General features: G+C 57.7%; 22 protein-coding genes. 12 read left to right on the top strand and 10 right to left on the bottom strand.

The genetic code is table 11. The features are described 5' to 3' along the window. Window positions 1-106: 106 nt before the first annotated feature. The 5 genes from WKI41_RS01470 to WKI41_RS01450 all read right to left on the bottom strand — a co-directional run bounded on the left by WKI41_RS01470 (window position 107) and on the right by WKI41_RS01450 (window position 5,945). Complete coding sequence (locus tag WKI41_RS01470; protein ID WP_340191762.1) at window positions 107-448, bottom strand: hypothetical protein; 342 nt, start codon at window positions 446-448, stop codon at window positions 107-109. Between the two features lie 183 nt (window positions 449-631). Next, entirely contained in the window at window positions 632-2,239 is a 1,608-nt protein-coding gene (locus WKI41_RS01465; RefSeq protein ID WP_425340963.1) for an ABC transporter ATP-binding protein, read from the bottom strand. Between the two features lies 1 nt (window position 2,240). After that, entirely contained in the window at window positions 2,241-3,371 is a 1,131-nt protein-coding gene (locus WKI41_RS01460; RefSeq protein ID WP_340191760.1) for an ABC transporter permease, read from the bottom strand. Next, window positions 3,364-4,287 carry an oligopeptide ABC transporter permease OppB gene (oppB, locus tag WKI41_RS01455; RefSeq protein WP_340191759.1) on the bottom strand — a complete coding sequence of 308 codons (924 nt, stop codon included), beginning with the start codon at window positions 4,285-4,287 and terminating at the stop codon, window positions 3,364-3,366. The genes WKI41_RS01460 and oppB overlap by 8 nt, the downstream gene beginning before the upstream one ends. Window positions 4,288-4,346: 59 nt before the next feature. After that, window positions 4,347-5,945, bottom strand: a complete 1,599-nt coding sequence (locus WKI41_RS01450; protein ID WP_340191758.1) for a peptide ABC transporter substrate-binding protein — start codon at window positions 5,943-5,945, stop codon at window positions 4,347-4,349. 380 nt (window positions 5,946-6,325) lie between these two features. Here WKI41_RS01450 and WKI41_RS01445 point away from each other — a divergent pair, with 380 nt between their 5' ends. The 8 genes from WKI41_RS01445 to WKI41_RS01410 all read left to right on the top strand — a co-directional run bounded on the left by WKI41_RS01445 (window position 6,326) and on the right by WKI41_RS01410 (window position 14,755). Further along, on the top strand, window positions 6,326-7,123 hold the full coding sequence (locus tag WKI41_RS01445; protein ID WP_340191757.1) for a DeoR/GlpR family DNA-binding transcription regulator: 798 nt from the start codon (window positions 6,326-6,328) through the stop codon (window positions 7,121-7,123). Window positions 7,124-7,205: 82 nt separating this feature from the next. After that, on the top strand, window positions 7,206-8,714 hold the full coding sequence (gene glpD / locus WKI41_RS01440; protein ID WP_340191756.1) for a glycerol-3-phosphate dehydrogenase: 1,509 nt from the start codon (window positions 7,206-7,208) through the stop codon (window positions 8,712-8,714). A gap of 77 nt (window positions 8,715-8,791) precedes the next feature. Continuing rightward, on the top strand, window positions 8,792-9,874 hold the full coding sequence (locus WKI41_RS01435; protein ID WP_340191755.1) for an ABC transporter ATP-binding protein: 1,083 nt from the start codon (window positions 8,792-8,794) through the stop codon (window positions 9,872-9,874). Between the two features lie 12 nt (window positions 9,875-9,886). After that, on the top strand, window positions 9,887-10,957 hold the full coding sequence (locus WKI41_RS01430) for an ABC transporter ATP-binding protein (RefSeq protein ID WP_340191754.1): 1,071 nt from the start codon (window positions 9,887-9,889) through the stop codon (window positions 10,955-10,957). 3 nt (window positions 10,958-10,960) lie between these two features. Continuing rightward, window positions 10,961-11,827 carry a carbohydrate ABC transporter permease gene (locus WKI41_RS01425; RefSeq protein WP_340191753.1) on the top strand — a complete coding sequence of 289 codons (867 nt, stop codon included), beginning with the start codon at window positions 10,961-10,963 and terminating at the stop codon, window positions 11,825-11,827. 14 nt (window positions 11,828-11,841) lie between these two features. Beyond that, entirely contained in the window at window positions 11,842-12,657 is an 816-nt protein-coding gene (locus tag WKI41_RS01420; protein WP_340191752.1) for a carbohydrate ABC transporter permease, read from the top strand. A 14-nt stretch (window positions 12,658-12,671) separates the two neighbouring features. After that, on the top strand, window positions 12,672-12,953 hold the full coding sequence (locus WKI41_RS01415) for a DUF2160 domain-containing protein (protein ID WP_306928115.1): 282 nt from the start codon (window positions 12,672-12,674) through the stop codon (window positions 12,951-12,953). Between the two features lie 80 nt (window positions 12,954-13,033). Then, window positions 13,034-14,755, top strand: coding sequence for an extracellular solute-binding protein (locus WKI41_RS01410; protein ID WP_340191751.1), 1,722 nt, complete (start codon window positions 13,034-13,036; stop codon window positions 14,753-14,755). A 119-nt stretch (window positions 14,756-14,874) separates the two neighbouring features. Here the strand turns inward: WKI41_RS01410 and WKI41_RS01405 are convergent, their stop codons facing one another. The 4 genes from WKI41_RS01405 to WKI41_RS01390 form a co-directional block, all read right to left on the bottom strand. Then, complete coding sequence (locus tag WKI41_RS01405; protein WP_340191750.1) at window positions 14,875-15,897, bottom strand: LLM class flavin-dependent oxidoreductase; 1,023 nt, start codon at window positions 15,895-15,897, stop codon at window positions 14,875-14,877. Between the two features lie 91 nt (window positions 15,898-15,988). Beyond that, window positions 15,989-17,071, bottom strand: coding sequence for a betaine/proline/choline family ABC transporter ATP-binding protein (locus WKI41_RS01400; protein WP_340191749.1), 1,083 nt, complete (start codon window positions 17,069-17,071; stop codon window positions 15,989-15,991). Beyond that, entirely contained in the window at window positions 17,064-17,951 is an 888-nt protein-coding gene (locus WKI41_RS01395) for an ABC transporter permease (protein WP_340191748.1), read from the bottom strand. The genes WKI41_RS01400 and WKI41_RS01395 overlap by 8 nt, the downstream gene beginning before the upstream one ends. A 148-nt stretch (window positions 17,952-18,099) precedes the next feature. Further along, the gene (locus WKI41_RS01390) at window positions 18,100-19,101 is read right to left on the bottom strand and encodes an ABC transporter substrate-binding protein (RefSeq protein ID WP_340191747.1); all 1,002 of its coding nucleotides are present in this window, start codon (window positions 19,099-19,101) and stop codon (window positions 18,100-18,102) included. A 413-nt stretch (window positions 19,102-19,514) separates the two neighbouring features. Between WKI41_RS01390 and fba the strand changes: the two genes are divergently transcribed. From fba to WKI41_RS01375, 3 genes are all read left to right on the top strand, one after another. After that, window positions 19,515-20,579, top strand: coding sequence for a class II fructose-bisphosphate aldolase (gene fba / locus WKI41_RS01385; RefSeq protein WP_340191746.1), 1,065 nt, complete (start codon window positions 19,515-19,517; stop codon window positions 20,577-20,579). A 184-nt stretch (window positions 20,580-20,763) separates the two neighbouring features. Next, window positions 20,764-21,423, top strand: coding sequence for a peroxiredoxin (locus WKI41_RS01380; RefSeq protein ID WP_340191745.1), 660 nt, complete (start codon window positions 20,764-20,766; stop codon window positions 21,421-21,423). A 168-nt stretch (window positions 21,424-21,591) separates the two neighbouring features. Further along, window positions 21,592-23,220 carry an ABC-F family ATP-binding cassette domain-containing protein gene (locus tag WKI41_RS01375; RefSeq protein WP_340191744.1) on the top strand — a complete coding sequence of 543 codons (1,629 nt, stop codon included), beginning with the start codon at window positions 21,592-21,594 and terminating at the stop codon, window positions 23,218-23,220. Window positions 23,221-23,297: 77 nt separating this feature from the next. Here the strand turns inward: WKI41_RS01375 and WKI41_RS01370 are convergent, their stop codons facing one another. Next, on the bottom strand, window positions 23,298-23,531 hold the full coding sequence (locus WKI41_RS01370; RefSeq protein ID WP_340191743.1) for a DUF2171 domain-containing protein: 234 nt from the start codon (window positions 23,529-23,531) through the stop codon (window positions 23,298-23,300). 201 nt (window positions 23,532-23,732) lie between these two features. On the opposite strand from WKI41_RS01370, the gene WKI41_RS01365 reads away from it, so the two are divergent. Next, entirely contained in the window at window positions 23,733-25,412 is a 1,680-nt protein-coding gene (locus WKI41_RS01365) for an FAD/NAD(P)-binding protein (RefSeq protein ID WP_340191742.1), read from the top strand. Window positions 25,413-25,429: the final 17 nt, after the last annotated feature.

Below are 25,429 nucleotides of genomic sequence, written 5' to 3'. Positions count from 1 at the left end.
TTCTGCACATAAAAAGATCCTTGGGTCGAATACCCGCCTCGAAATATCTTTAAACGCAAAAAGGCCCACCTAAGCGGACCTTTCTAACTTCATCTAAAACCTAAAATCAAATCTCCGGGCAACCGCGCTGGTTGGCGAAGGTGATTGTGTCGGTTCCGCGGCGGGTGTCGCCTTCGACGACCACGCGGCGTGGCGTGACGCGCACGACTTCAGGGTCACGCAGGCCGGATGCGCGGGCGGCGGCACGGGCTTCGCGTTCGCTGCAGCCTCTCATCGGGCCGCGGCGGTCCATGTCGCGGCGGTCGCGGTCGCGATCACGGATGACGGGACGGACGCCGTCTGGGCCGATGCGCAGTTCCACGTCCTGCGCCTGTGCTACGCCGGATATGGCGACGCTGGAAACTGCCATAGTAACAGCAAGTCCTGCAACTTGAATAATCTTCCGCATGTTGCCTCCTCAGTGCCATTACTTCGGCACACGTCAATGTTCACCGCCCTATAACGTCGAGACGTCTCGCTGGTTCCTTCGCGGTTGTTTCCTGACTATCTGGGGATGCTAGGAAGGTCGAAATAAAATGCCCCGCCGAAGCCGGGCATGAAGAATGGTGATGCGCGTTAAACGGTCGCTATGTCAGGCCGCTACATCAGCCGTAAAGGCGGACTTGATCAGCGTCTTCGTGTAGTCGGCAGCGGGCGCGTTGAAGATCGCATCCGTCTCTCCTTCTTCCACGATCTTCCCGTCCTTCATCACAATCACATAGTCCGAAATCGCCTTGATGACCGATAGGTCGTGGCTGATGAAGATGTAAGAAAGGCCGTGGGTCTTCTGCAACTCGCGCAGCAGATCGATCACCTGGCCCTGCACCGAGCGGTCGAGTGCCGAGGTCGGCTCGTCCAGCACGACGACGTCGGGTTTCAGGATGATGGCTCTGGCAATGGCGATACGCTGGCGCTGGCCGCCGGAGAATTCGTGCGGGTAGCGGTTTCGCGCCGCCGGATCGAGACCCACCTCCTTTAGCGCTTCAATGGCGCGCTTGTCGCGCTCGGCGCGGCTCAGTTGCGGCTCGTGAACGAAGAGGCCTTCGGTGATGATCTCGCCCACCGTCTGGCGCGGAGAGAGAGACCCGTAAGGATCCTGGAACACGAGTTGCAGCCGACGACGCAAAGGGCGCATGGCCTTGCGGTCCAGCCCCGTAATCTCCTTCTTCTCGAAGGTGATGCGTCCCTTGGCATTGGTAAGCCTCAGCAGCGCACGACCAAGCGTCGATTTGCCCGAACCGGATTCACCGACGATGCCGATGGTCTGGCCCTGGCGCAGATTGATTGTCACGCCATCGACGGCGCGAAACACGCTGGCCTTCGACAGGAAGCCACCGGGAATATCGTAGTCGACGGTGACATTCTGCCCTGACAGCACGACGGGCGTGCCGTCTGCAACCGGCGGCTTGTGACCGCTCGGCTCGGCGTCGAGCAGCATCTTGGTGTAGTCCGCCTGCGGGCGCTCGAAGATGTCTTCCGTCGTGCCGGCCTCGACCACCTCACCGCGCCGCATCACCGTGACCCGATCGGCAAAATGGCGCACCACGCCGAGATCGTGGGTGATCAGAACCACGGCCATGCCGAAGCGCTGTTGCAGCGATTTCAAGAGATCGAGGATCTGCGCCTGGATCGTGACATCCAGTGCCGTCGTCGGTTCGTCTGCAATGAGGATATCCGGCTCGTTTGCCAGCGCCATGGCGATCATCACGCGCTGACGCTGTCCACCGGAAAGCTCATGCGGGTAGCTGTCGATGCGGCGTTCCGGGTCAGGAATGCCAACCAATTTCAAGAGGTCGAGGACGCGAGCGCGCGCCTCGCTCTTGCTCCCACCGCGATGATGCAGGATGGGCTCGGCAATCTGCGCGCCGATCCGGTAGAGCGGATCGAGCGAGGTCATCGGCTCCTGGAAGATCATGGTGATCTTCACACCGCGGATGGTGTTCAGCTCATCGGTCGGAAGGCCGACAAGCTCGCGTCCGCGATATTTCGCCGAACCCTGGATGACACCATTGGAGGCGAGAAGCCCCATGACGCCCATCATCGTCTGGCTCTTGCCGGAGCCGGACTCACCGACGACGGCGATGGTCTCGCCTTGGCGAACATCGAGGTCAATGCCCTTGACGGCATGGACCATGCCGTCCGGCGTGGTGAAGTCCACTTTTAGATTGCGAACCGAAAGTATGGTTTCAGATGTCGTCATATCAGCGATCCTTTGGATCGAGTGCATCACGCAACCCGTCGCCCACGAAGTTGAGAGAGAACAGGGTCAGCACGAAGAACAGGGCCGGGAAGATCAACAGCCATGGAGCCGACTGCATGTTGTTGGCGCCTTCCGAAATCAACGCACCCCAACTCGTCAGCGGCGCCTGAACGCCAAGTCCGAGGAAGGAGAGGAAGCTTTCCAGCAGGATGACCTTCGGCACCACCACGGTCACGAAAACGACGACCGGGCCGATGGTGTTGGGAATGATATGACGGCGGATGATCTGCCAGTCGCTCAAACCCAGAGCCTGTGCCGCGCCGACGAACTCCCGACGCTTGAGTGCCAGCGTCTGGCCACGCACAATGCGCGCCATATCCAGCCACTCGACGGCCCCGATCACCAGAAAGATCAGGATAAAGCTTCGGCCGAAGAATACGACGAGCACGACGACGAGGAAGACGAAGGGCAAGGAATAGAGAATTTCGACAAAGCGCATCATCACATTGTCAACACGTCCGCCGATGTAACCAGCCGTCGCACCATAGACGACGCCGATGCCCAGCGACACGAGGCTCGCCAGAACGCCAACCGCAATCGAGATCTGCCCACCCAGCATCACGCGCGCCAGCATATCGCGTCCGTTGGTATCGGTACCGAAGAAAAAATATTCCCGGTTCACTTCGCCTTCCAGCTTCAGTGTTCGGCCTTCGTCTTCGGTGGCAACGACCTTGGTGTTTTCGAACTCGTTGGCACGGTCGAAATAGCGTGTCGTGCGCGGATCGATGGCGCTGCTCGACGTCACCGTTGCCGTGAAGCTCTGGCCGCTGACGGCAAACTCTTTCAGATCAACACGGGCGCGGCTTGCCACACCCTCCATCACCTCTTGCAGGTTGTTCACGTCCGGGCGCGGCTCCAGGCTCGGTGGCACGGAGACATACGAGGAGAACACCTGGTCATAGGTGTGAGTGAGGAAGTGGGGGCCAACAAACGAGAAGAGCGTGATCAGCACCAGCATGACGGAGCCCGCCATCGCCGCCTTGTTGCGCCGGAAGCGCATGGCTGCAAGCTGGAAGAGGCTTCGGCTTTCCACGGTTGGTGTGGTTGGAGGATTGGTTGCAATATCAGTCATGTCTGACCCTCGGATCGAGCAGGCCGTAGAGAATATCGACCACGAGATTGAACAGGATGACGAAGATGGCGACGAGAACGACGGTTCCCATGACCAGCGTATAGTCGCGATTGATGGCGCCGAGAACGAAGTAACGGCCGACACCTGGAATGGTGAAGATCGTTTCGATCACGGCAGAACCGGTCAACAGTGCTGCTGCGCAAGGTGCCAGATAGGACACGACCGGCAACATCGCCGCGCGCATGGCGTGAAACACGACCACGCTCTTTGCCGGTAGACCGTAAGCCTTGGCAGTACGGATATGGTCCATTCGCAAAGCCTCGATCATCGCGCCACGCGTCAGCCGCGCGATCACCGCAAGCTGCGGCAATGCCAGCGCAATCATCGGCAAGATGAGATACCGCAGCGATCCGTCACCCCAGCTACCGGCGGGCAGCAATCCGAGGAACAAGGCGAACACCAGCGTCAGCACAGGTGCTACGACGAAGTTCGGCACCGTGACCCCTACCGTCGAAATCGACATGATGGAGAAATCGAAGGTGCTGTTTTGCCGAAGGGCCGCAAAAGTGCCAGCCGTCACGCCGCCGATCAACGCCAGAAGCAGCGCATAGCAACCAAGCTCGAGTGAATAAGGCAAGCCCTTGCCGATCAACTGAGCAACGGTGTTGTCCTTATAGATATAGCTCGGGCCGAAATCGCCGGTCACCGCATTGCGCAGATAAATCAGATACTGGCGCCACAATGGTTCATCCAGATGATAGGTTCTCATCAGGTTTTCCATCGTTTGCGGCGGCAGCGGGCGTTCAAGATTGAACGGACCGCCTGGTGCAAAACGCATCAGGAAAAAGGAAATGGTGATGACGATAAACAGCGTCGGCACCGCGCTCGCCAGACGGCGCAGAACAAATGAAATCATGGCTTTTCAGGCTCCGGGCATGGCACGGCGGGCTTATTCGGCCGCCGTGCCAGCGCTGCTTATTCGGAAACGCTCAGAAAGCGGCTCAGGTGTTCGTTGGCAGCGTTGTCGTGCCAACCTTTCACGCGATCCGAGACCAGCCACAGATCGGCCTGGGTCAGAAGCGGTGCCACCGGCTGTTCCTTCATGAGGATGGTCTCAGCCTCATGCAACAGCTTGGAGCGGGCAGCCGGATCCTTCTCCTCATAAGACTTCTGCATCAACGCGTCATACTCGGCGTTGTTGAACTTCGCATAGTTGAAGGTCTTGTTGGAGGAAATGGAAAGCGCCAGGAAGTTTTCAGCGTCCGCATAGTCGGCAACCCAGCCCGCACGCGCGACATTATATTTACCGCCTTCCTGCAGGTACCCGTAGTGGGAGGCGACGTCGAGGTTTACGAGCGAAACCTTGGCGCCGAAGGTGTTCTTCCACATATCGGCAATGGCGGTTGCCACGCGTTCGTGGTTCGGGTTGGTGTTGTAGCGAATTTCGATGGAGAGCGGCTTGGCGCCCTCACCATAACCGGCTTCCTTCATCAGCTTGAGAGCTTCGTCTTCGCGATCGAGCTGAGACATGGCGGCGAAATCAGCCTTTGCCGGCTCGCCATAGGAATCCATGCCAGGCGGGACCATGGAATAAGCTGGAACCTGCGAACCGCTGTAGATTTCCTTGGCGAGGAAGTCGCGATCCACCGCCATGGAGAGTGCCCGGCGCACGCGAACGTCGCTATAGGGCGCCTCGCGGGTATCGAAAGTGTAATAGTAGGTCGCAAGGGTCGGCGATACGTGAACCTGCTCGCCATAGGACTTGCGCAGACGATCGAGCTGATCGGCCGAGAAATTGTACGCGAGGTCCATCTCCTTCGCTTCGAAGCGACGTACCGATGCGGCCTGGTCGTCGATCGGATAGAAGATCACCTTGTCGATCTTGGTGTTGGCGGCGTCCCAGAAGTTGGCGTTCTTCACCACAGTCAGGCTGTCATTGGGAACATGCGACTGGAGCGTATAGGCGCCGTTCGAAACCATGACGCCCGGCTTGACGAAGTCCTTGCCGTTCTTGTCGAAGCTCGCCTTGGACACAGGCAGTGCCGTCTGGTGAGCAAGAAGTTCGAGGAAGAAGGGGGTCGGGCGCTCAAGCGTGATTTCAAGCGTTTTGTCGTCCACCGCCTTCACGCCAAGCTGATCGAGCGGCAATTCGCCCTTGTTGATCTTTTCGGCATTCTTGATGGGATAGAGAATGTTGGCGTATTTCGCTGCCGTCTTCGGGTCCTGAACGCGCTGGTAGGAGAACACGAAGTCCTGTGCCGTGACCGGCGAACCATCGGACCACTTCGCGTTGTCGCGAAGCTTGAACGTGTAGACCGTGCCGTCATCCGACAGCTTCCAGCTTTCCGCCGTTCCGGGGATGATCTTGCCGGCAGCGTCGTAGATCGTCAGACCTTCGTAAAGGTCTTTCAGAATGAAGGCTTCGATATTGATCGAGGTCTGTGCCTGATCGAGAGTTTGGGGTTCCCCGGGATTACCGCGATGCAGAACGGTTTCAGCAAGAGCGGAACTGGCGCCAATCAGAAGTGAGCCGAGAAGAAGTGCGGCCCGCGTTGTCGTTTTAAACGAAATCATTTTTTTAATGCTCCCAGACAGTTTGAGAGGCCTAAAACAAGGACATATTGGCTTGACGCGCAACCCCCAATATTTTCAGCAACTTCGCAGCAGGGTGTAAGCGGGCACCGAACAAGACTGCGCAACAATGCGGCAGACAGAAAATATGCTGAAAAAATATCGGGATACGCGCCGCCGCAATCGGTCAAGCTGACTGACAAATTTACTCCGAAGTTCTCGCGCTGCTGTGGAAAAAGATGAACCGGATAGTTCAGATAAATCTAATCTTTGCGAGAATCCTCTGCTGAAAGACGGTACCGAAATAGCCCTCAGAGGCGCTTGAGTGACTTTCGTTTTTGGCTAAACTGAACCAAAACGAAAAGATTTTAGGGGGCCATCCGATGTTTTTCAGCGCACGTCAGACGGAGATTATAGAGCTTGCGAAGACGGAAGGCCGGGTGCTCGTGGAGGATCTGGCGACGCGCTTCTCGGTCACGCCGCAGACAATCCGCAAGGATTTGAATGAGCTTTGTGAGAACCGGACGCTGAACCGCATTCACGGCGGCGCCATCTTCCCCAACGGCACCGAAAATATGCGCTACGAAGCGCGCCGCTCGATTGCAGCAGGCGAAAAGCAGGCGATCGGCAAGGCCGCGGCAAGCATCATTGCGAACAAGTCCTCGCTCTTCATCAATATTGGCACGACGACGGAGGCGGTCGGAGATGCGCTCCTCGATCATCAGGAACTGATGGTCATCACCAACAATATCAATGTCGCAAACCGGCTGCGCATCTTCCCATCTATCGAAGTCATCATAGCTGGCGGTGTCGTGCGCGGTACCGATGGGGGAATCGTCGGCGAGGCCGCGGTGGATTTCATCCGGCAGTTCAAGGTGGATTATGCGGTGATCGGCGTTTCGGCCATCGATCCAGACGGCGCATTGCTCGATTACGATTTCCGTGAGGTGAAAGTCGCTCAAGCCATCATCGCCAATGCACGCCATGTGATTCTTGCCAGTGATTCCAGCAAATTCGAGCGCACGGCCCCGGTCAGGATCGGCCATCTATCGCAAGTTCAAACCTTTATCACCGACCATTGTCCATCGGAATCGATCCGAAACATCTGCCGGGAGGCCGGCGTCGAGCTGATCGAAACGGCGCCGATGAATACTCCGACTATAGACGATAGTTTCGTTTGACATTCGCTTTGAGTTCCTTTTATTTTCCCTTTAACAAAAAAATCGTTCGGCTTGCACGCGCAACAACAGGGAGTGGGGACAGGTGGCTCAAGAGGCGGTTCGCGACATCTTCGTGATCGGCGGCGGCATAAATGGCTGCGGCATTGCACGTGATGCGGCCGGCCGTGGGTATTCCGTCACGCTTGCCGAGATGAAGGACTTTGCTTCCGGCACGTCCTCCGGCGCTACCAAACTGATCCATGGCGGCTTGCGCTATCTTGAACATTACGAGTTCCGTCTCGTGCGCGAAGCCTTGATGGAGCGCGAAGTTCTCTGGGCGATGGCACCGCACATCATCTGGCCGATGCGCTTCGTTCTGCCGTTCCACAAGGGCGGCATTCGCCCGGCTTGGCTGATCCGGCTCGGCCTTTTCCTTTACGATCACCTCGGTGGTCGTAAGTTGTTGCCCGCCACCAAGTCCCTCGATATGCGACGCGATCCGGCCGGCAAGCCGTTGAAGCCGCTCTTCACCAAGGCCTTCGAATATTCCGATGGATGGGTGGATGACGCCCGTCTCGTCGTCTTGAACGCACGGGATGCGGCTGACCGCGGCGCGGACATCCTGAACCGCTCGAAGGTGACATCGGTCCGACGTGAAAACGGTCTTTGGACCATCAACGTCCAGGACATCGAAAGCGGCGAGGTCAAGACCGTGCAGGCGCGGATGCTGGTCAATGCAGCCGGTCCTTGGGTGGATCAGGTTCTGTCCAACGCCGCCGGAAAGAACCAGGTCCATAATGTGCGCCTCGTTCAGGGCAGCCACATCGTGGTGAAGAAAAAGTTCAACGATCCGCGGGCCTATTTCTTCCAGAACCCCGACAACCGCATCATCTTCGCCATTCCCTACGAGACAGACTTCACCCTGATTGGTACCACCGACCGCGACTATGACGGCGATCCGTCCCAGGTGAGGATCAGCGACGAGGAAACGGATTATCTCTGCAAGGCCGCCAGCGAGTATTTCGCCGAGCCGGTGACGAAGAATGACATCGTCTGGACCTACTCTGCCGTTCGTCCGCTTTATGATGACGGTGCATCCAAGGCGCAGGAAGCCACGCGCGACTATGTCTTGAAGCTGGAGCAGAACACCGGCGAACCGCCACTGCTCAACGTCTTCGGCGGAAAGCTTACGACCTATCGTCGCCTTGCCGAACATGCGCTGGAAAAGATCAACGAGGCGATCGGCACCAAGGGCTCGCCCTGGACGGCGAAGAGCTCATTGCCGGGCGGTGACTTTGCCCCCACCGGTTATGATGCTGAAGTGGCGAAACTGAAGGCTCGCTATGGGTTTCTGTCGGATCGCCATGCCCGCCGTCTTGTCCGTCTATACGGAACGAAAGCTGCCGTCTTCCTAGGCGATGCGGCCGGTGTGGAGGCACTGGGTCGGCATTTCGGAGGCGACCTTTACGAACGCGAAGTCGCCTGGCTGATGGACAAGGAATGGGCCAGAACGAGCGAGGACGTGCTCTGGCGCAGGACGAAGCAGGGCTTGCATTTCTCCAGGGAGGAAGCAGCCGCACTTGACGAATACATGACGGCGAAAGCCGCTTGATACGACCGCCGTAACCGGCGTGCATAAGACATATTGATTGCAGACATCTTGCTGGTTGGAGGAGGCCGCGGGACAGAATGCTTGAATTGCGCAACATCGCCAAGATGGTGGGTGGGGATTATCATATCTACCCAACCAATCTCACACTGAAGCGGGGCACGCTGAATGTCCTGCTGGGTCCGACCTTGTCCGGCAAGACATCCCTGATGCGGTTGATGGCCGGGCTTGACAAGCCGACCGAAGGTTCGCTGATTTTCGACGGCACTGATGTCACCGGCAAGCGCGTGCAGGATCGCAGCGTTGCCATGGTCTATCAGCAGTTCATCAACTATCCCTCGCTCTCCGTATACGAGAACATCGCCTCCCCGATGCGGATCGCCAAGAAGGATAGCGCGACGATCGATCGCGAGGTGCGCAAGGCCGCAGACCTGTTGAAGCTGACGCCCTATCTGGAGCGCACGCCCCTCAATCTCTCCGGTGGCCAGCAACAGCGCACCGCCCTTGCCCGCGCAATCGTCAAGAACGCCAGCCTCGTTCTTCTAGACGAGCCGCTTGCCAACCTCGATTACAAGCTTCGAGAAGAACTGCGCGAGGAACTGCCAAAGATCTTCGCCTCGTCAGGCGCAATCTTTGTCTACGCCACAACCGAGCCCTCCGAGGCGTTGCTGCTTGGCGGCAGCACCGCAACGCTCAATCAAGGCCGCATTACCCAATATGGCCCGACCATCGACATGTATCGAAATCCGGTCGATCTCGTTTCGGCCAGAACCTTCGCCGATCCGCCATTGAACATCGTCGAATTGACCAAAGCCGGAAGCACGTTTCTGCAAAATGGAAAGCCCGCCTTCGCAGTCCCTGCTCATCTTTCCGGCATTGCCGACGGACCGGTGACTGCCGCGTTTCACCCGCACCACCTTTATCCCGAGCCCACCAACGTCAATGCCGTGAAACTTCAGGCAAAGACGTTGGTCTCGGAAATCGCCGGCTCGGAGAGCTTCATTCATCTCGATTTCGCCGGCCATCGCTGGGTGATGCTGACCCGCGGTATTCTCGATATCGAGCCTGACCGACAGATCGACATCTATCTCGACACCCGTCACCTGATGGCCTTCGATATGAACGGCCGTTCCCTCGCCACCCCAACGCTTGCTGCCGCGTGAGGAGACAGAGACATGGCACGTATCAGTCTCGATCACATTCGCCACGCCTATAACGCCAAAGCCAAGGCAGCCAATGATTATGCTTTGAAGGAAGTGCACCACGAATGGAGCGATGGCGGCGCCTACGCGCTGCTGGGGCCATCGGGCTGTGGCAAGACGACCTTGCTCAACATCATCTCCGGACTGATCCACCCTTCGGACGGGCGCATTCTCTTTGATGGCAAGGACGTCACCAACCTGCCGACCGAGCAGCGCAACATTGCGCAGGTTTTCCAGTTCCCGGTCATCTATGACACGATGACGGTCTATGACAATCTGGCGTTTCCCTTACGCAATCGCGGCGTGGCGGAAGCTGAGGTCGATCGCCGCGTCAACGAAATCCTGGAGATGATCGATCTTGGCGCCATGGCCAAGCGCCGTGCGCGCCGCCTTACTGCAGACCAGAAGCAGAAGATTTCGCTCGGTCGCGGACTGGTGCGAAACGACGTCAACGCCATCCTTTTCGACGAGCCGCTAACCGTCATCGACCCGCATATGAAGTGGGTGCTGCGCTCGCAGTTGAAGCGCCTGCACCGCCAGTTCGGCTTTACCATGGTCTACGTCACGCATGACCAGACGGAAGCCCTGACATTCGCGGACAAGGTCGTGGTCATGTATGACGGCCAGATCGTCCAGATCGGAACGCCTGCGGAACTCTTCGAGAAGCCAAGCCACACCTTCGTCGGTTACTTCATCGGCTCGCCCGGCATGAATGTGCTGCCCGTTTCCGTGAATGGCGCGCAGGCGACCATCGGCGACCAGACAATTGCGCTGTCTTCCACGCCAAACGTCAGTGCGGGAGCCAAGACCGAGCTTGGTATCCGTCCCGAATTCATCTCGCTTGGTCGCGACGGCATGCCGGTCTCGATCAACAAGGTGGAGGACATCGGTCGCCAGAAGGTCGTGCGCTCCAGCTTTGCTGGTCAGCCGCTGACCATCGTCGTGCCCGAAGATGGTGAAATTCCCGCAGACCCGCGGGTGACCTTCGATCCAAAAGCGATCGGCATCTACGCCGATAGCTGGCGCGTCGGAACAGGAGCCTGAGCCATGGACAAGACAGTCAACAACAAGGCTTGGTTCCTCGTCATTCCGGTTCTGGTGCTCGTCGCTTTTTCGGCGGTCATCCCGCTGATGACGGTCGTCAATTATTCAGTACAGGATACGTTCGGCAATAATGAGTTTTTCTGGGCGGGCACCGACTGGTTCGTGCAGATGCTGCATTCGCCACGCTTCTGGGATGCGCTGATCCGCAACCTGATCTTCTCGCTGGTCATCTTGGCAATCGAAATCCCGCTTGGCATTCTGATCGCGTTGAACATGCCGAAGAAGGGTCTTGGCGTTCCGGTTTGCCTCGTTTTGATGGCGCTGCCGCTGCTGATCCCATGGAATGTCGTCGGCACCATCTGGCAGGTTTTCGGCCGCGTCGATATCGGCTTCCTCGGCCATTACCTCTCGATGCTCGGCATCGACTATAACTATACGCAGGACCCGGTGGATGCCTGGGCCACCGTCATCATCATGGATGTGTGGCACTGGACAAGCCTCGTCGTGCTGCTCTGCTATGCCGGTCTCGTTTCCATCCCGGATGCCTATTACCAGGCCGCCCGTATCGATGGCGCGTCGCGCTGGTCCGTTTTCCGCTTCATCCAGCTGCCGAAGATGAAGCGCGTGTTGTTGATCGCCGTGCTGCTGCGCTTCATGGACAGTTTCATGATTTATACGGAGCCTTTCGTCGTCACCGGCGGCGGTCCCGGCAACTCCACGACGTTCCTCTCCATCGACCTCGTGAAGATGGCCGTCGGTCAGTTCGATCTGGGGCCTGCTGCGGCGATGTCCATCATCTACTTCCTGATCATCCTGGCGCTGTCCTGGATCTTCTACACGGTCATGACCAACAGCGACGCGGACGCGTGAGAAAGGAGATCGATATGAGCAATTCTACCATGAGCCGTTTCTCCTTTCTGATCCCGACGATCTACATCCTCTTCCTGCTGCTGCCGATCTACTGGCTGGTGAATATGAGCTTCAAGGAGAACGCTGAAATCCTCGGTGCCTTCTCGCTCTGGCCGCAGAACCCGACACTTCGCAACTACACAATCATCTTTACCGATCCGTCCTGGTATAATGGCTACATCAACTCCATCATCTATGTGGCGCTGAACACCGTCATCTCGGTCGCAGCGGCCCTTCCGGCGGCCTACGCGTTCTCCCGCTATCGCTTTCTTGGTGACAAGCATCTGTTCTTCTGGTTGCTCACGAACCGTATGGCCCCGCCAGCCGTCTTTGCGCTTCCCTTTTTCCAGCTTTATTCGGCATTCGGCCTGATCGACACACATATTGCTGTCGCGATTGCCCACTGCCTGTTCAACGTGCCGCTCGCAGTGTGGATTCTGGAAGGTTTCATGTCCGGGGTTCCGAAGGAGATTGACGAAACCGCCTATATCGACGGTTATTCCTTCCCACGCTTCTTCGTGAAGATTTTCATGCCTTTGATTGCCAGCGGTATCGGCGTGGCTGCCTTCTTCTGCTTCATGTTCTCGTGGGTGGAGCTGCTGCTCGCCAGAACCCTGACGACGACTGCGGCGAAGCCGATTGCCGCGACCATGACCCGCACGGTGTCCGCGTCGGGCATGGACTGGGGCGTGCTGGCAGCCGCCGGTGTGCTGACAATCATTCCTGGCGCACTCGTCATCTACTTCGTCCGAAACTACATCGCCAAGGGCTTTGCCCTCGGTCGCGTCTAACAAGGAGAACTCATATGCATTTTTCCTGGATGGCATGGACGCTGCCAACGGCACTGTTTTTTCTGACAATCCTCGCTTTGCTCATTGGCATGGCGGTGTGGGAGTATTTTTCGCCCGGCGGCAATCCTCGCGTCGGTATTCTTCGCTTCGAGACGACACGCGGCGACAGGCTTTTTGTCTCGCTGCTCGGCTCCGCCTTCATCAATCTCGCCTGGCTCGGCTTTGTCGGCACAGGCCTGTGGTGGGCGCTCGCGCTTTCGGTTGTCTATGCGATCGGCGTTTTCCGCTTCGTATAGCTGCCGACAACATACCGGGGCGGAGGACGGCCCGGCAATTCTAGACATGACGCAATCGCAAAACCTTGGGAGGACCTCTTATGCGAATGCATCTTCTTACCACCACGGCAGCGGCGCTGCTGGCAATCACCGGCGTGGCTCACGCCGGTATGAATGAAGCCAAGACCTTTCTGGATAAGGAAGTCGGCGACCTTTCTTCCCTTTCCCGTGCGGACCAGGAAAAGGAAATGCAATGGTTCATCGACGCTGCAAAGCCGTTTGCAGGCATGGACATCAAGGTCGTCTCCGAAACGCTGACGACGCACGAATATGAATCCAAGGTGCTGGCCAAGGCCTTCTCGGACATCACTGGAATCAAGATCACCCACGACCTGATCGGCGAAGGCGACGTGGTCGAGAAGCTGCAGACGCAGATGCAGTCCGGCGAAAACATCTACGATGCTTTCGTTAACGACAGCGACCTGATCGGTACCCACTGGCGCTACCAGCAGGTGCGCAACCTGACCGACTGGATGGCCGGCGAAGGCAAGGACGTCACCAACCCTGGTCTCGACCTGCCCGACTTCATTGGCACCAAATTCACGACCGCTCCGGACGGCAAGCTCTACCAGCTGCCGGACCAGCAGTTCGCCAACCTTTACTGGTTCCGCTACGACTGGTTCAACGATGCCAAGAACAAGGCAGATTTCAAGGCGAAATACGGCTATGACCTCGGCGTTCCGGTTAACTGGTCGGCCTATGAGGATATCGCCGAGTTCTTCACTGGTCGCGAAATCGACGGCAAGAAGGTCTATGGCCATATGGATTATGGCAAGAAGGACCCATCGCTCGGCTGGCGCTTCACCGACGCCTGGCTTTCGATGGCCGGCAATGGCGACAAGGGCCTGCCAAACGGTCTGCCGGTCGATGAATGGGGCATCAAGGTCAACGAAAAGTCCCAGCCGGTCGGTTCCTGCGTGGCGCGCGGCGGTGACACCAATGGACCTGCTTCTGTCTATGCCATCCAGAAATACCTCGACTGGCTGAAGGCCTATGCTCCTCCGGCAGCGCAGGGCATGAACTTCTCCGAATCCGGTCCCGTGCCGGCCCAGGGCGAAGTCGCTCAACAGATCTTCTGGTACACCGCCTTCACCGCCGACGCGGTCAAGAAGGGCCTGCCGGTCGTCAACGAGGACGGCACGCCGAAGTGGCGTATGGCCCCCTCCCCGCATGGCGTCTACTGGAAAGACGGCATGAAGCTCGGCTATCAGGACGTGGGTTCCTGGACGCTGATGAAGTCTACCCCGACGGATCGCGCCAAAGCCGCTTGGCTCTACGCGCAGTTCGTCACCTCCAAGACGGTGGATGTGAAGAAGGCGCATGTCGGCCTCACCCTCATCCGTGAATCGACGATCAATCATGAGAGCTTCACCAAGCGCGCCAAGGATCTCGGCGGTCTGATCGAATTCTACCGTTCGCCTGCCCGCGTTCAGTGGTCTCCGACCGGCACCAACGTTCCTGACTATCCGAAGCTGGCTCAGCTGTGGTGGCAGGCCGTCGGTGATGCGTCGTCCGGTGCGAAGACCGCACAGGAAGCCATGGACTCGCTTTGCGCCGAACAGGAAAAGGTCATGGCACGTCTGGAACGCGCAGGCGTTCAAGGCGACAAGGGACCGAAGCTCGCCGAAGAGCACGATCTCGAATACTGGCACAAGGACGCGGTCGCCAAGGGCAACCTCGCACCGCAGCTGAAGGTCGAGAACGAGAAAGAAAAGCCGGTCACCGTCAACTACGACGAACTGGTGAAGAGCTGGCAGAAGTAAGTCTGCTTGCTTGAGGAAGAGAAAGCCGGGGCAAGGTCCGCTCCGGCTTTTTTATTACCGCATCCAGGCGGTTGGAGCGTCCTTTGTGGCCATGAAGGGTGCAAGACGCTCAAATATCGTCAGCGCCAGCCGAGTTCCGGCGCAACATGTTTCAAGATCGCCTCCAAGGCGTGGACGTTATACTCGACGCCGAGCTGGTTCGGGATCGTCAGAAGCAGTGTATCGGCTTCGGCCACCGCCTCATCCTTTGCCAGTTCTTTGACGAGGACATCCGGCTCGGCGGCGTAGGACCGTCCGAAGATTGCACGCGTATTGGCGTCGATATAGCCGATGCTGTCGCTCTCCTTGGAACCACGGCCGAAATAGGCGCGGTCGCGATCGTCAACGAGTGCGAAGATGCTGCGGCTCACCGACACGCGTGGCGTCCGTTCATGGCCCGCTTCCTTCCATGCCTCGCGATAGGCCCGGATCTGCGCCGCCTGCTGAACGTGGAACGGTTCCCCGGTCTCGTCGTCCTTCAATGTCGAGCTCTGCAGGTTCATGCCAAGCTTTGCTGCCCATTGGGCGGTGGCGTTAGAGCCCGCACCCCACCAGAGGCGTTCGCGCAGGCCTTCCGAATGTGGTTCCAACCGCAATGGTCCGGGCGGATTGGGGAACATCGGCTGTGGATTTGGCTCGGCAAAGCCTTGGCCTTTGAGTACCTCCAACAGGATCTCGGTGTTGCGACGGCCCATATCGGCATCGCTTTCTCCTTCTGCTGGACGATAGCCAAAATAGCGCCATCCGTCGATCACCTGTTCAGGCGATCCTCGGCTCAGGCCCAATTGCAGACGCCCGTTCGATATGAGATCGGCGGAGCCAGCATCCTCGGCCATGTAAAGCGGGTTCTCGTAGCGCATATCGATGACGGCCGTGCCGATCTCTATCGACTTGGTGCGCGCGCCGACTGCCGCAAGCAGCGGAAAGGGCGATGCGAGCTGGCGAGCAAAGTGGTGCACACGGAAATAGGCACCATCGACACCAATTTCTTCGGCGGCGACCGAGAGTTCGATAGACTGTTGTAGAACGTCCTTGGCGGTGCGGGCCTGCGAATGCGGTCCAGGGCTCCAATGGCCGAAGGACAGAAAACCGATCTTCTTCATGAGGTAAAACCTGCTGGCTTAATTAATGTGGTTGTCCCACATATAGTGCGTCGCCAGCAGGATGTACCGAAGCGATTAGTGAACAGTCCGTTCAGGCCTGTGCACGAACGACGTTATCTCCATGAGAGTGTTCTGCAGAGCCAGGCGCATTGACCATCGCACCAGCCAGTTGACGGAAGGTCACGATGCCGAGCGGCTCGGCCTGCTTGCCCACCACGGTCGCAACCTCATGTCCGCCGATGGCGAGCAGGCGCATCGCTTCCTCGATACTGGTGCCGGCAGGAACGGGTGGAGCATCAGCAACGACATTGCTGCGGACCGGCGTCATCACGGCTTCGACGTTGACGACGCGACCGCGGTTCACTTCCTTGACGAAGCTTTCAATGTAAGCGTCGGCCGGACGAAGCACGATATCCTGCCTGTCACCCTGCTGGATAACCTCGCCGTCGCGCAGGATGGCAATCTGGTCTCCTAGCCGAAGTGCTTCATCCAGATCATGCGTGATGAAGACGATGGTTTTCTTGATCTCGCTTTGAATATCGAGAAGCACCGTCTGCATGTCCGTACGGATCAGCGGATCAAGCGCCGAGTAGGCCTCATCCATCAGCAGCACCGGCGCGTCGTTGGATAGAGCCCGCGCAAGACCGACGCGTTGCTGCATGCCGCCCGAAAGCTGGTTGGGATAGCGCTGCTCAAAGCCCTTCAGACCAACGCGCTCCAGCCAGCGCATGGCAATATCGATGCTCTTGTCACGCGCAACGCCCTGAACTTCGAGCCCGTAGATCGTGTTATCCAGCACGTTGCGATGCGGTAGAAGTGCAAACTTCTGGAACACCATGGCCGTCTGGTGGCGACGAAACTCGCGAAGCTCCGTCGCTGACATCTTCACCACATCCACGCCATCCACCAGCACCTCTCCGGCGGTCGGGTCGATCAGCCGGTTGATGTGGCGGATCAGCGTCGACTTGCCGGAACCGGATAGCCCCATGATGACCTGGATGCAGCCCGATGGAATGGTGATGTTGATGTCGCGAAGCCCGAGCACATGGCCGTACTTCTCGTTCAACTCACCCTTCGTCAGTCCGTTTCGTACTGCATCCACATGGGACTGAGGATTCGAGCCGAAGATTTTGTAGAGATTGCGGATTTCAATCCCGCCGAAGCTATCAGCCATGGGCGATCTCCTGGTGTTTCTGGAGCCGCTTGCCATAGGCCTGGCTGATCCGGTCGAAGATGATGGCAATGCCGACAATGGCAAGACCGTTGAAGATGCCGAGAGTAAAGTACTGGTTGGCGATGGCTTTAAGCACCGGCTGCCCAAGCCCCTGTACACCGATCATCGAGGCCACAACCACCATGGCAAGCGCCATCATGATCGTCTGGTTGATACCGGCCATGATCGTCGGCAAAGCCAGCGGCAGCTGCACCTTGAAGAGCTTTTGCCAGCTGGACGATCCGAAGGCATCGGCTGCCTCCAGCACGTCCTTGTCGACCAGGCGAATGCCGAGATCGGTCAGGCGGATCATCGGCGGGATCGCGTAAATGACGACGGCGATCAAGCCAGGAACCTTACCGATGCCAAGCAGCATGACGACCGGGATCAGATAGACGAAGCTCGGCATCGTCTGCATCACGTCGAGCACGGGATTGACGATCCGCTGGAAGCGGTCGGACCGCGACATGGCGATGCCTAGCGGAAGTCCAATGGCAATGGAAAGCACCGTGCAGACGAAGATCATTGAGATCGTCCGCATAGTGTCGGTCCACATGTCGAAGTAACCGATGAGGAGAAGCGTGATCAGACAGCCGAAAACGATCTTGAGGCTGCGGCTGGCGAACCAGGCGATCGCCATGATGATCAGGATGATGATCGGCCACGGTGTCTGTGTCATGAAGCGTTCGGCCGAGATCAGAAAATGCTGAAGCGGCGAAAAGAACGTTTCAATCGCGCCACCCCATTCTCGGGTAAAGCCGCGGAAGCCGTCGTCGATCACCTTCTTGAGGTTCCGAAGAGCCTCATCATTCATATGCGGAAATGTGTAGAACCAATCCATAGTCATCCCCTGTGAGCGTTACCCCTTCGGGGAACGGTCGAACAGTGACGTATCGTCACCCACGGCGTTGACATGCGGCAGATGGGCGCCGCATGTCGTTTCGCGTGCCGCGCGCTCTTGAAGAGAACGGCGTGGCGCGGGGGAGTAGTTAGAGAGACGCCTTGATCTTCTTGGCCGCTTCTGGCGACACCCAGGTCGTCCAGACGTCGGCATTTTCCTTGAGGAAATGCTTGGCACCGTCTTCGCCAGTTGCCTGGTTGTCGGTCATCCACGCCATCAGCTTGTTGACGGTGGCGTTGTCCCAGGAGCGCTTGTTGAGATAGGCCATCACGTCCGGGCCGGCCTTCTCGGAGAAGGGCTTGGCGACAAGCGTCACGACCTGGTCTACCGGCCAAGCGTTTGGCTTGGGATCGGGGCAATCGGCAACGGTGTTGCAGCGCTTCCATTCCACCGGATCGTTCGGCACGTCCTGCGTCAACTTCACCATCTCATACTTGCCGAGGATAGCGGTAGGGGCCCAGTAGTAACCGACCCAAGGCTGCTTGCGCTCGTACGCCTTGGCAATGGAACCGTCGAGACCGGCCGCCGAGCCGCTATCGACGAGCACGAAGCCAGCCTTTTCGCCGCTATAGGCTTTGAAGAGCTGCGCAGTGACGACCGTGCCACCCCAGCCCTGTGGGCCGTTGACAACAGCGCCCTTGCTCGGATCTTCAGGGTCTGGGAACAGCTTCGGGTTCTTGAAGACGTCAGCGAATGTCTTGATTTCAGGATGCGCATCCGCGAAATATTTCGGGATCCACCAGCTCTGAACGCCGCCGTCCTTCAGAGCCTTCGCCGCAACAACGAGCTTGCCTTCGTCGACACCTCGCTTGACCACATCTGGAAGCAGATCCACCCATGCTTCCGGTGCGATATCAGGCTGGCCCTTTTCGGCCATGGAGGTGATGGTGGGAACGGTGTCGCCGACGGTGATTTCCGCGCTGCAGCCATAACCCTCGTTCAGGATGATCCTGTCGATGTTGGAGAGCACTTCAGCGCTTTGCCAATTCATGCTGGCAATGGTCGGGCTACCGCACTCGGCAGCGTTGGCGGCGGCAGCGCCGCCCAGCAGTCCAAATACCAGACAGGTCGATGCAAGAAGTTTGTTCATATCTGTTCCCTTTGTTGGCGGCATCTATGAAAGCGCAAGTGCGCCGCTGGCACCAGGCTCGTTTCTTGTCTTTTGCAAGCTTGGGGGGATGATGGCGTGAAGACTGCCGACAGCCTGCGCAGAAAGCGACGGGTTTTCGCTCAACTACGACAGGTTAATTTCTTTTGAATTCGCTTATTGAAAGAGGCGATTCGATTCTCGCTTAAGTTGAAAACGATGACCGAAGCAGCAGTTTGACGGACGATCCCAAAAAAAGATTCGATCCAAATCGTTTGAAAAACTCGTGCCGCTAAAAAGTGCTTGGCGAGTTATGTCCTTCAAGACAAGAGTGTTTTCCGTGATGAAAAATCGGTCACACACTCGGTTCAAATGGTCCCCGCAATCGACGGCGACCTCAATTAAGGGGAGAAACCTTGGCTCGAATTACGCTCCGCCAACTGCTCGATCATGCAGCTGAACACGATTATGGCGTGCCCGCCTTCAACATCAACAACATGGAACAGGCGCTGGCCATCATGGATGCTGCCAGCGAAACCAATTCGCCGGTCATCATGCAGGCTTCGCGCGGCGCTCGTGCTTATGCGCATGACATCATGCTCAAGCACATGATGGACGCCGTGGTGGAAATCTATCCCGACATCCCCGTCTGCGTTCACCTCGACCACGGCAACGAGCCTGCCAACTGTATGACGGCCATCCAGGCTGGCTTCACCTCGGTGATGATGGACGGCTCGCTGAAGGCTGATGGCAAGACGCCTGGCGATTGGGATTACAATGTCGGCGTGACGCGCCAGGTCACCAACATGGCCCATTATGGCGGCATCTCGGTCGAAGGCGAACTCGGTGTTCTCGGCTCTCTCGAAACCGGCATGGGTGAGGCCGAAGACGGCCACGGAGCAGAAGGCGTCCTTTCGCACGACCAGCTTCTGACCGATCCCGATGAAGCGGTAAAATTCGTGCGCGAGACCAAGGTGGACGCTCTGGCCGTCGCCATGGGCACCAGCCACGGTGCGTACAAGTTCACGCGCAAGCCTGACGGCAGCGTTCTGGCGATGAATGTCATCGAGGAAATCCACCGCAAGCTGCCAAACACGCATCTCGTGATGCATGGTTCCTCGACGGTTCCGCAGGATCTTCAGGACATCATCAATGCTTATGGTGGGGCGATCAAGCCAACCTTCGGCGTACCGATCGAAGAAATCCAGCGCGGCATCAAGAACGGCGTTCGCAAGATCAACATCGACACTGATTGCCGTATGGCGATCACCGGCCAGATCCGTAAGGTCCTCGTCGAAGAGCCTGCTGAATTCGATCTGCGCAAATACCTCAAGCCAGCGCGCGAAGCCATGACCAAGCTCTGCAAGGAGCGCTTCGAACTGTTCAATACCGCGGGTCAAGCAACCAAGATCAAGCCGATCGCCCTGCGCGACATGGCAAAGCGTTATGCATCCGGCTCTCTCGATCCGGTCATCTCGTAACCTCAACTACTGCACGATGGCCGAACAAGCCGTTCGGCCATCGCTCTGCCTGAGGATAAATTTTGCGCTGATACTCCGAATTCAGACTCATTTTCCTTTGAAGCTCTTCGGCAAGCACAAATCTGCGGCGACACGTGGCGGCTTTCGCGGCACTATTCCGTCAGCATGTGAATGGGAGCAGACAATGACATTGCGCATCAACCAGACCGCACCGGATTTTACCGCCGACACGACCCAGGGCCAGATCAGCTTTCATGACTGGATCGGCGATAGCTGGGCCGTCCTCTTCTCTCACCCCAAGAATTTCACGCCTGTCTGCACCACCGAACTCGGTGCCATGGCTGGTCTCGATGAAGAATTCAAGAAGCGCAATGTCAAGGTCATCGGCATTTCCGTCGATCCGGTGGAGAGCCATGCGCAGTGGAAGCAGGACATCAAGACCGCCACCGGTTTCAACGTTGAATATCCGTTGATCGGCGACAAGGAGCTAAAGGTCGCGAAGCTCTATGACATGCTGCCTGAGGATGCAGGCAGCAGTTCTGAGGGACGTACACCGGCTGATAACGCCACCGTGCGCTCCGTCTATGTCATCGGCCCCGACAAGAAGATCAAGCTGATCCTCACCTATCCGATGACCACCGGCCGCAACTTCGATGAAATCCTGCGCACGATCGACTCCATCCAGTTGACGGCAAAGCATCAGGTGGCAACGCCCGCCAACTGGAAGCAGGGTGACGATGTGATCATTACCGCAGCAGTCTCCAATGAAGATGCGGTGAAGCGCTTTGGGTCCTTCGACACGGTCCTTCCTTATCTGCGCAAGACCAAACAGCCACAGGCATAAGAGCCTCCCAAGGCGGGAAGACGAAAAAGCGGCCCCTGCAAGCGGCCGCTTTTTCCGTTTCCGGCCAGTTCGGCACCTGTTAATGGCCACCTTCGCCATTCAACGGATGACACCGCAGGCGGTCCGTGGCATAGGGGCGCAACCTTCCGACAATTTGGTCCGCTTCCCATGATCCGCATTGAAAATATCAGCAAGTCCGCCAGCCACCGCATTCTCTATATCGAGGCGTCCGCGGCACTCAATCGCGGCGAAAAAGTCGGTCTGGTAGGGCCGAACGGCGCAGGCAAAACCACGCTCTTTCGTATGATCACGGGCGAGGAACTTCCCGACGAAGGCCAGGTTGCCGCTGAGAAGAACATCACCATCGGCTATTTCAATCAGGATGTCGGTGAGATGGCGGGCCGAAGTGCTGTTGCGGAAGCCATGGAAGGCGCTGGCCCCGTCAGCGTCATTGCCGCAGAGCTTCGTGAACTCGAAGCCCGTATGGTAGACCCTGATCAACTCGATCAGATGGACGAGATCATCGAGCGTTACGGCGAGGTCCAGGCCCGCTATGAGGAGCTTGATGGCTATTCGCTGGAGGGCCGCGCGCGCGAAGTGCTGGCGGGCCTCAGCTTCAGCCAGGAAATGATGGACGGCGATGTCGGCAAGCTTTCGGGCGGCTGGAAGATGCGTGTGGCACTCGCCCGCATCCTGTTGATGCGCCCCGACGTCATGCTGCTCGACGAACCGAGCAACCATCTTGATATCGAAAGCCTGATCTGGCTTGAGAATTTCCTCAAGACCTATGACGGCGCGCTGCTGATGACTTCGCACGACCGGGAGTTCATGAACCGCATCGTCAACAAGATCATCGAAATCGATGGCGGCTCGCTGACAACCTATTCGGGCGATTACGGCTTTTACGAGCAGCAACGGGCTCAGAACGAAAAGCAGCAGCAGGCACAGTTCGAACGTCAGCAGGCGATGCTTGCCAAGGAACTGAAGTTCATCGAACGCTTCAAGGCACGCGCGTCGCATGCAGCCCAGGTGCAAAGCCGGGTGAAGAAGCTGGACAAGATCGAACGCGTCGAGCCGCCCCGTCGTCGCCAGTCGGTCGCCTTCGAATTTCTTCCCGCACCGCGCTCCGGGGAAGATGTGGTGTCGCTCAAGAAGGTCAAGAAGGCCTATGGCAGCCGCACAATCTATGACGGTCTGGACTTCATGATCCGTCGCAAGGAACGCTGGTGCCTGATGGGTGTAAACGGTGCCGGCAAATCTACCCTGCTGAAACTGGTCACCGGCAGCGCCGAACCGGATGCCGGCATCGTCACGATCGGGGCCAGCGTCAAGCTCGGCTATTTCGCACAGCACTCCATGGATCTTCTGGACGGTGACGCCACGATTTTGCAGTGGCTGGAACAGCGCTTCCCTAAGGCCGGTCAGGCACCGCTTCGCGCGCTGAGCGGCTGCTTCGGTTTTACCGGCGATGATGTGGAGAAGAAGTGCCGCGTACTCTCGGGCGGCGAGAAAGCCCGCCTGGTGATGGCCGCGATGCTGTTCGATCCGCCGAACTTCCTCGTCCTCGACGAACCGACCAACCACCTGGATCTCGACACAAAGGAAATGCTGATCAAGGCGCTTTCGGAATATGAAGGCACGATGCTCTTCGTATCGCACGACCGCCATTTCCTCGGCGCCCTTTCCAACCGCGTTCTCGAGCTGACGCCGGATGGAATCCATCAATATGATGGCGGATACACAGAATATGTCGAGCGGACAGGCGTTGAAGCGCCAGGCCTGGAACGAGCCGCCTGATGGCGGGGAGCACATGAAAGCGAGTAAAGAAAAATGCGGCTCAGAGGCCGCATTTTTCGTGGTTGGATATGACTCAATCAGTTGAGTGTTTCCCAGTTCTGTCGCACGTCCGATGCGGACTTGCTGAGGTGAACGTGGGAGTCGACGTGATCGACCCAGTCAAGCGGAATGAGATGATGCTTGCCGTCGTCGGCGTCGTTCTTGGTGAGCTTGATGCGGCTCTGGCCTTCCAGGTGGTCGACGGTGCCGACATGGCTGCCATCAGCGGCTTTGACTTCCATATGCTCGCGAATGTTCTCTGCAGATACCATTGGTACTTCCTCCTGTTTTATCGTTGCTGACGCGAAGGAAATGAGCCCGGCGCTGTTTCGTTCCGAGAAAAAACCGCGCATTCCCCGGAGCGAAACACCAACTCTGTCCGTTAGCGGACACTTAAAAAAGAGTTTGGAACAACATCCTGATCCTGATCTTTAACATCATCACCATCATTATCCGGATTGGGCGGGATCTTCGTGAAAAACAGAATATGCATTATTGGATCGGGTCCAACCGGCATCTACACGCTGAAGACCCTGATCGAATCCCCCACCCCGCTTGACATCACCATCTACGAGGCAGAGAGCGAAGCAGGAAAGGGCACGCCCTATCTGCCGGGTATCAACGATCCTGTGATGCTCTGCAATATTCCGAGCATCGAAATTCCGTTGATAGGCGAGACGCTGACGGATTGGCTGAAGCAGCAACCAGATGCTTACCTGCAACGCTTCGGCATCGTCAAAAGCGAGATCAACGAGCGCCAGTTCTATCCACGGGTCATGCTGGGAGATTACTTCCATACACAGTTTCAGTTTCTCCTCAACACCGCGGGAGAAAGAGGACACATCGTCACGGTAAAGCCTGGCCACCGCGTCTGCGATATCGTCGTCGGTCCGGGCGCTATTCAGGTAAAGACAGAGAATGCCGAGAAACTGGGAAGCGCCTTCGGCCACGTGGTGATGGCAACCGGCCATGATTGGCCTGAAACGACCGAGAAGAAGCCCGGTTACTTCGTCTCTCCTTGGCCCGCCACCGCACTGGAAGGCATTCGCGGCGGCAGCCTCGGCATTCTCGGAACGTCGCTCAGCGCCATCGACGCCTTGATGACTGTCTCGACGTCAAACGGCTCCTTCATCTATGACGAGGCGGGTGCACTTACCTACAAGCCAGCAAGCGAGGCTGGCGATTTTCACGCAACGCTGATGTCGCGAAAAGGTCTGCTCCCAGAGGCCGACTTCTATTTTCCTATTCCTTACGAAACGCCGAGCATCTGCACGGAAGACGCCATTGATGCGCTGATTGCCGAAGGACCAACCGGCCTTCTGGATGCGGCATTCGAACTTTTCCGTCAGGAGCTTTCGCTCCGCGATCCAGATTATGCGATGCAGATCGGATTGTCGGAACTCGACGTCGATAGCTTTGCCGAAGCCTATTATGCATACCGATCCGGAACCGACCCCTTTGCCTGGGCAGCGCTCAATCTGGCTGAGGCAAAGAGCAATATGGCTCAAGAGATAACCGTGCCCTGGCGCAACGCGATCATGATCACCCACGAGATCATTGCCAGGATCGTGCCGCACCTGGACATGAAGGACTTCAAGCGTTTCGGAAAGTCCTTCAAAAGCATTTTCATTGATGAATATGCGACGGTCCCGCATCTTTCCATCGAGCGTCTGCTAGCACTTCGCAATGCTGGCGTGCTGTCGATCCAGAAACTTGGAAACGACTACGAGATCGCAACCACACCAGGGCGCAGGGGCGTGATAGTAAAGATGGGAGATAAGACCCTGGAGTTCGACACCTTCATCGATGCAACGGGCCAAAGTGCGCATTCGGCCAAGGACATTCCCTTCCCCAGCCTGATAAGCGGCGATGTCGTCCGACAGGCTCCGACGGTACTGGAAAGCAATGCTTTTTCCGATGGCGGAGACCGAGAGTTTGCTCACCTCGGTGGCATCGATGTGGATGAAGACTATCGCGTGATCTCAGGCGGGGCTCTTCATACGGCGCTCTATTGCGCGGCCATCCCATACCTTCTGCACAAGCATCCCTTTATCCAGGGTATCACCAGTGCCGCGGAGATAGGAGAAGTCGTTGCCGTATCGATCATCAAGGACTTGACGAAAATCGACCTGCACGAGCGCCTCACGGCTTGATGAGACTTCCTGTGATA

The sequence above is a fragment of the Agrobacterium larrymoorei genome (assembly GCF_037722385.1).
GTDB lineage: Bacteria > Pseudomonadota > Alphaproteobacteria > Rhizobiales > Rhizobiaceae > Agrobacterium > Agrobacterium larrymoorei_C.
This window is presented reverse-complemented; position numbering and strand designations above follow the sequence as displayed.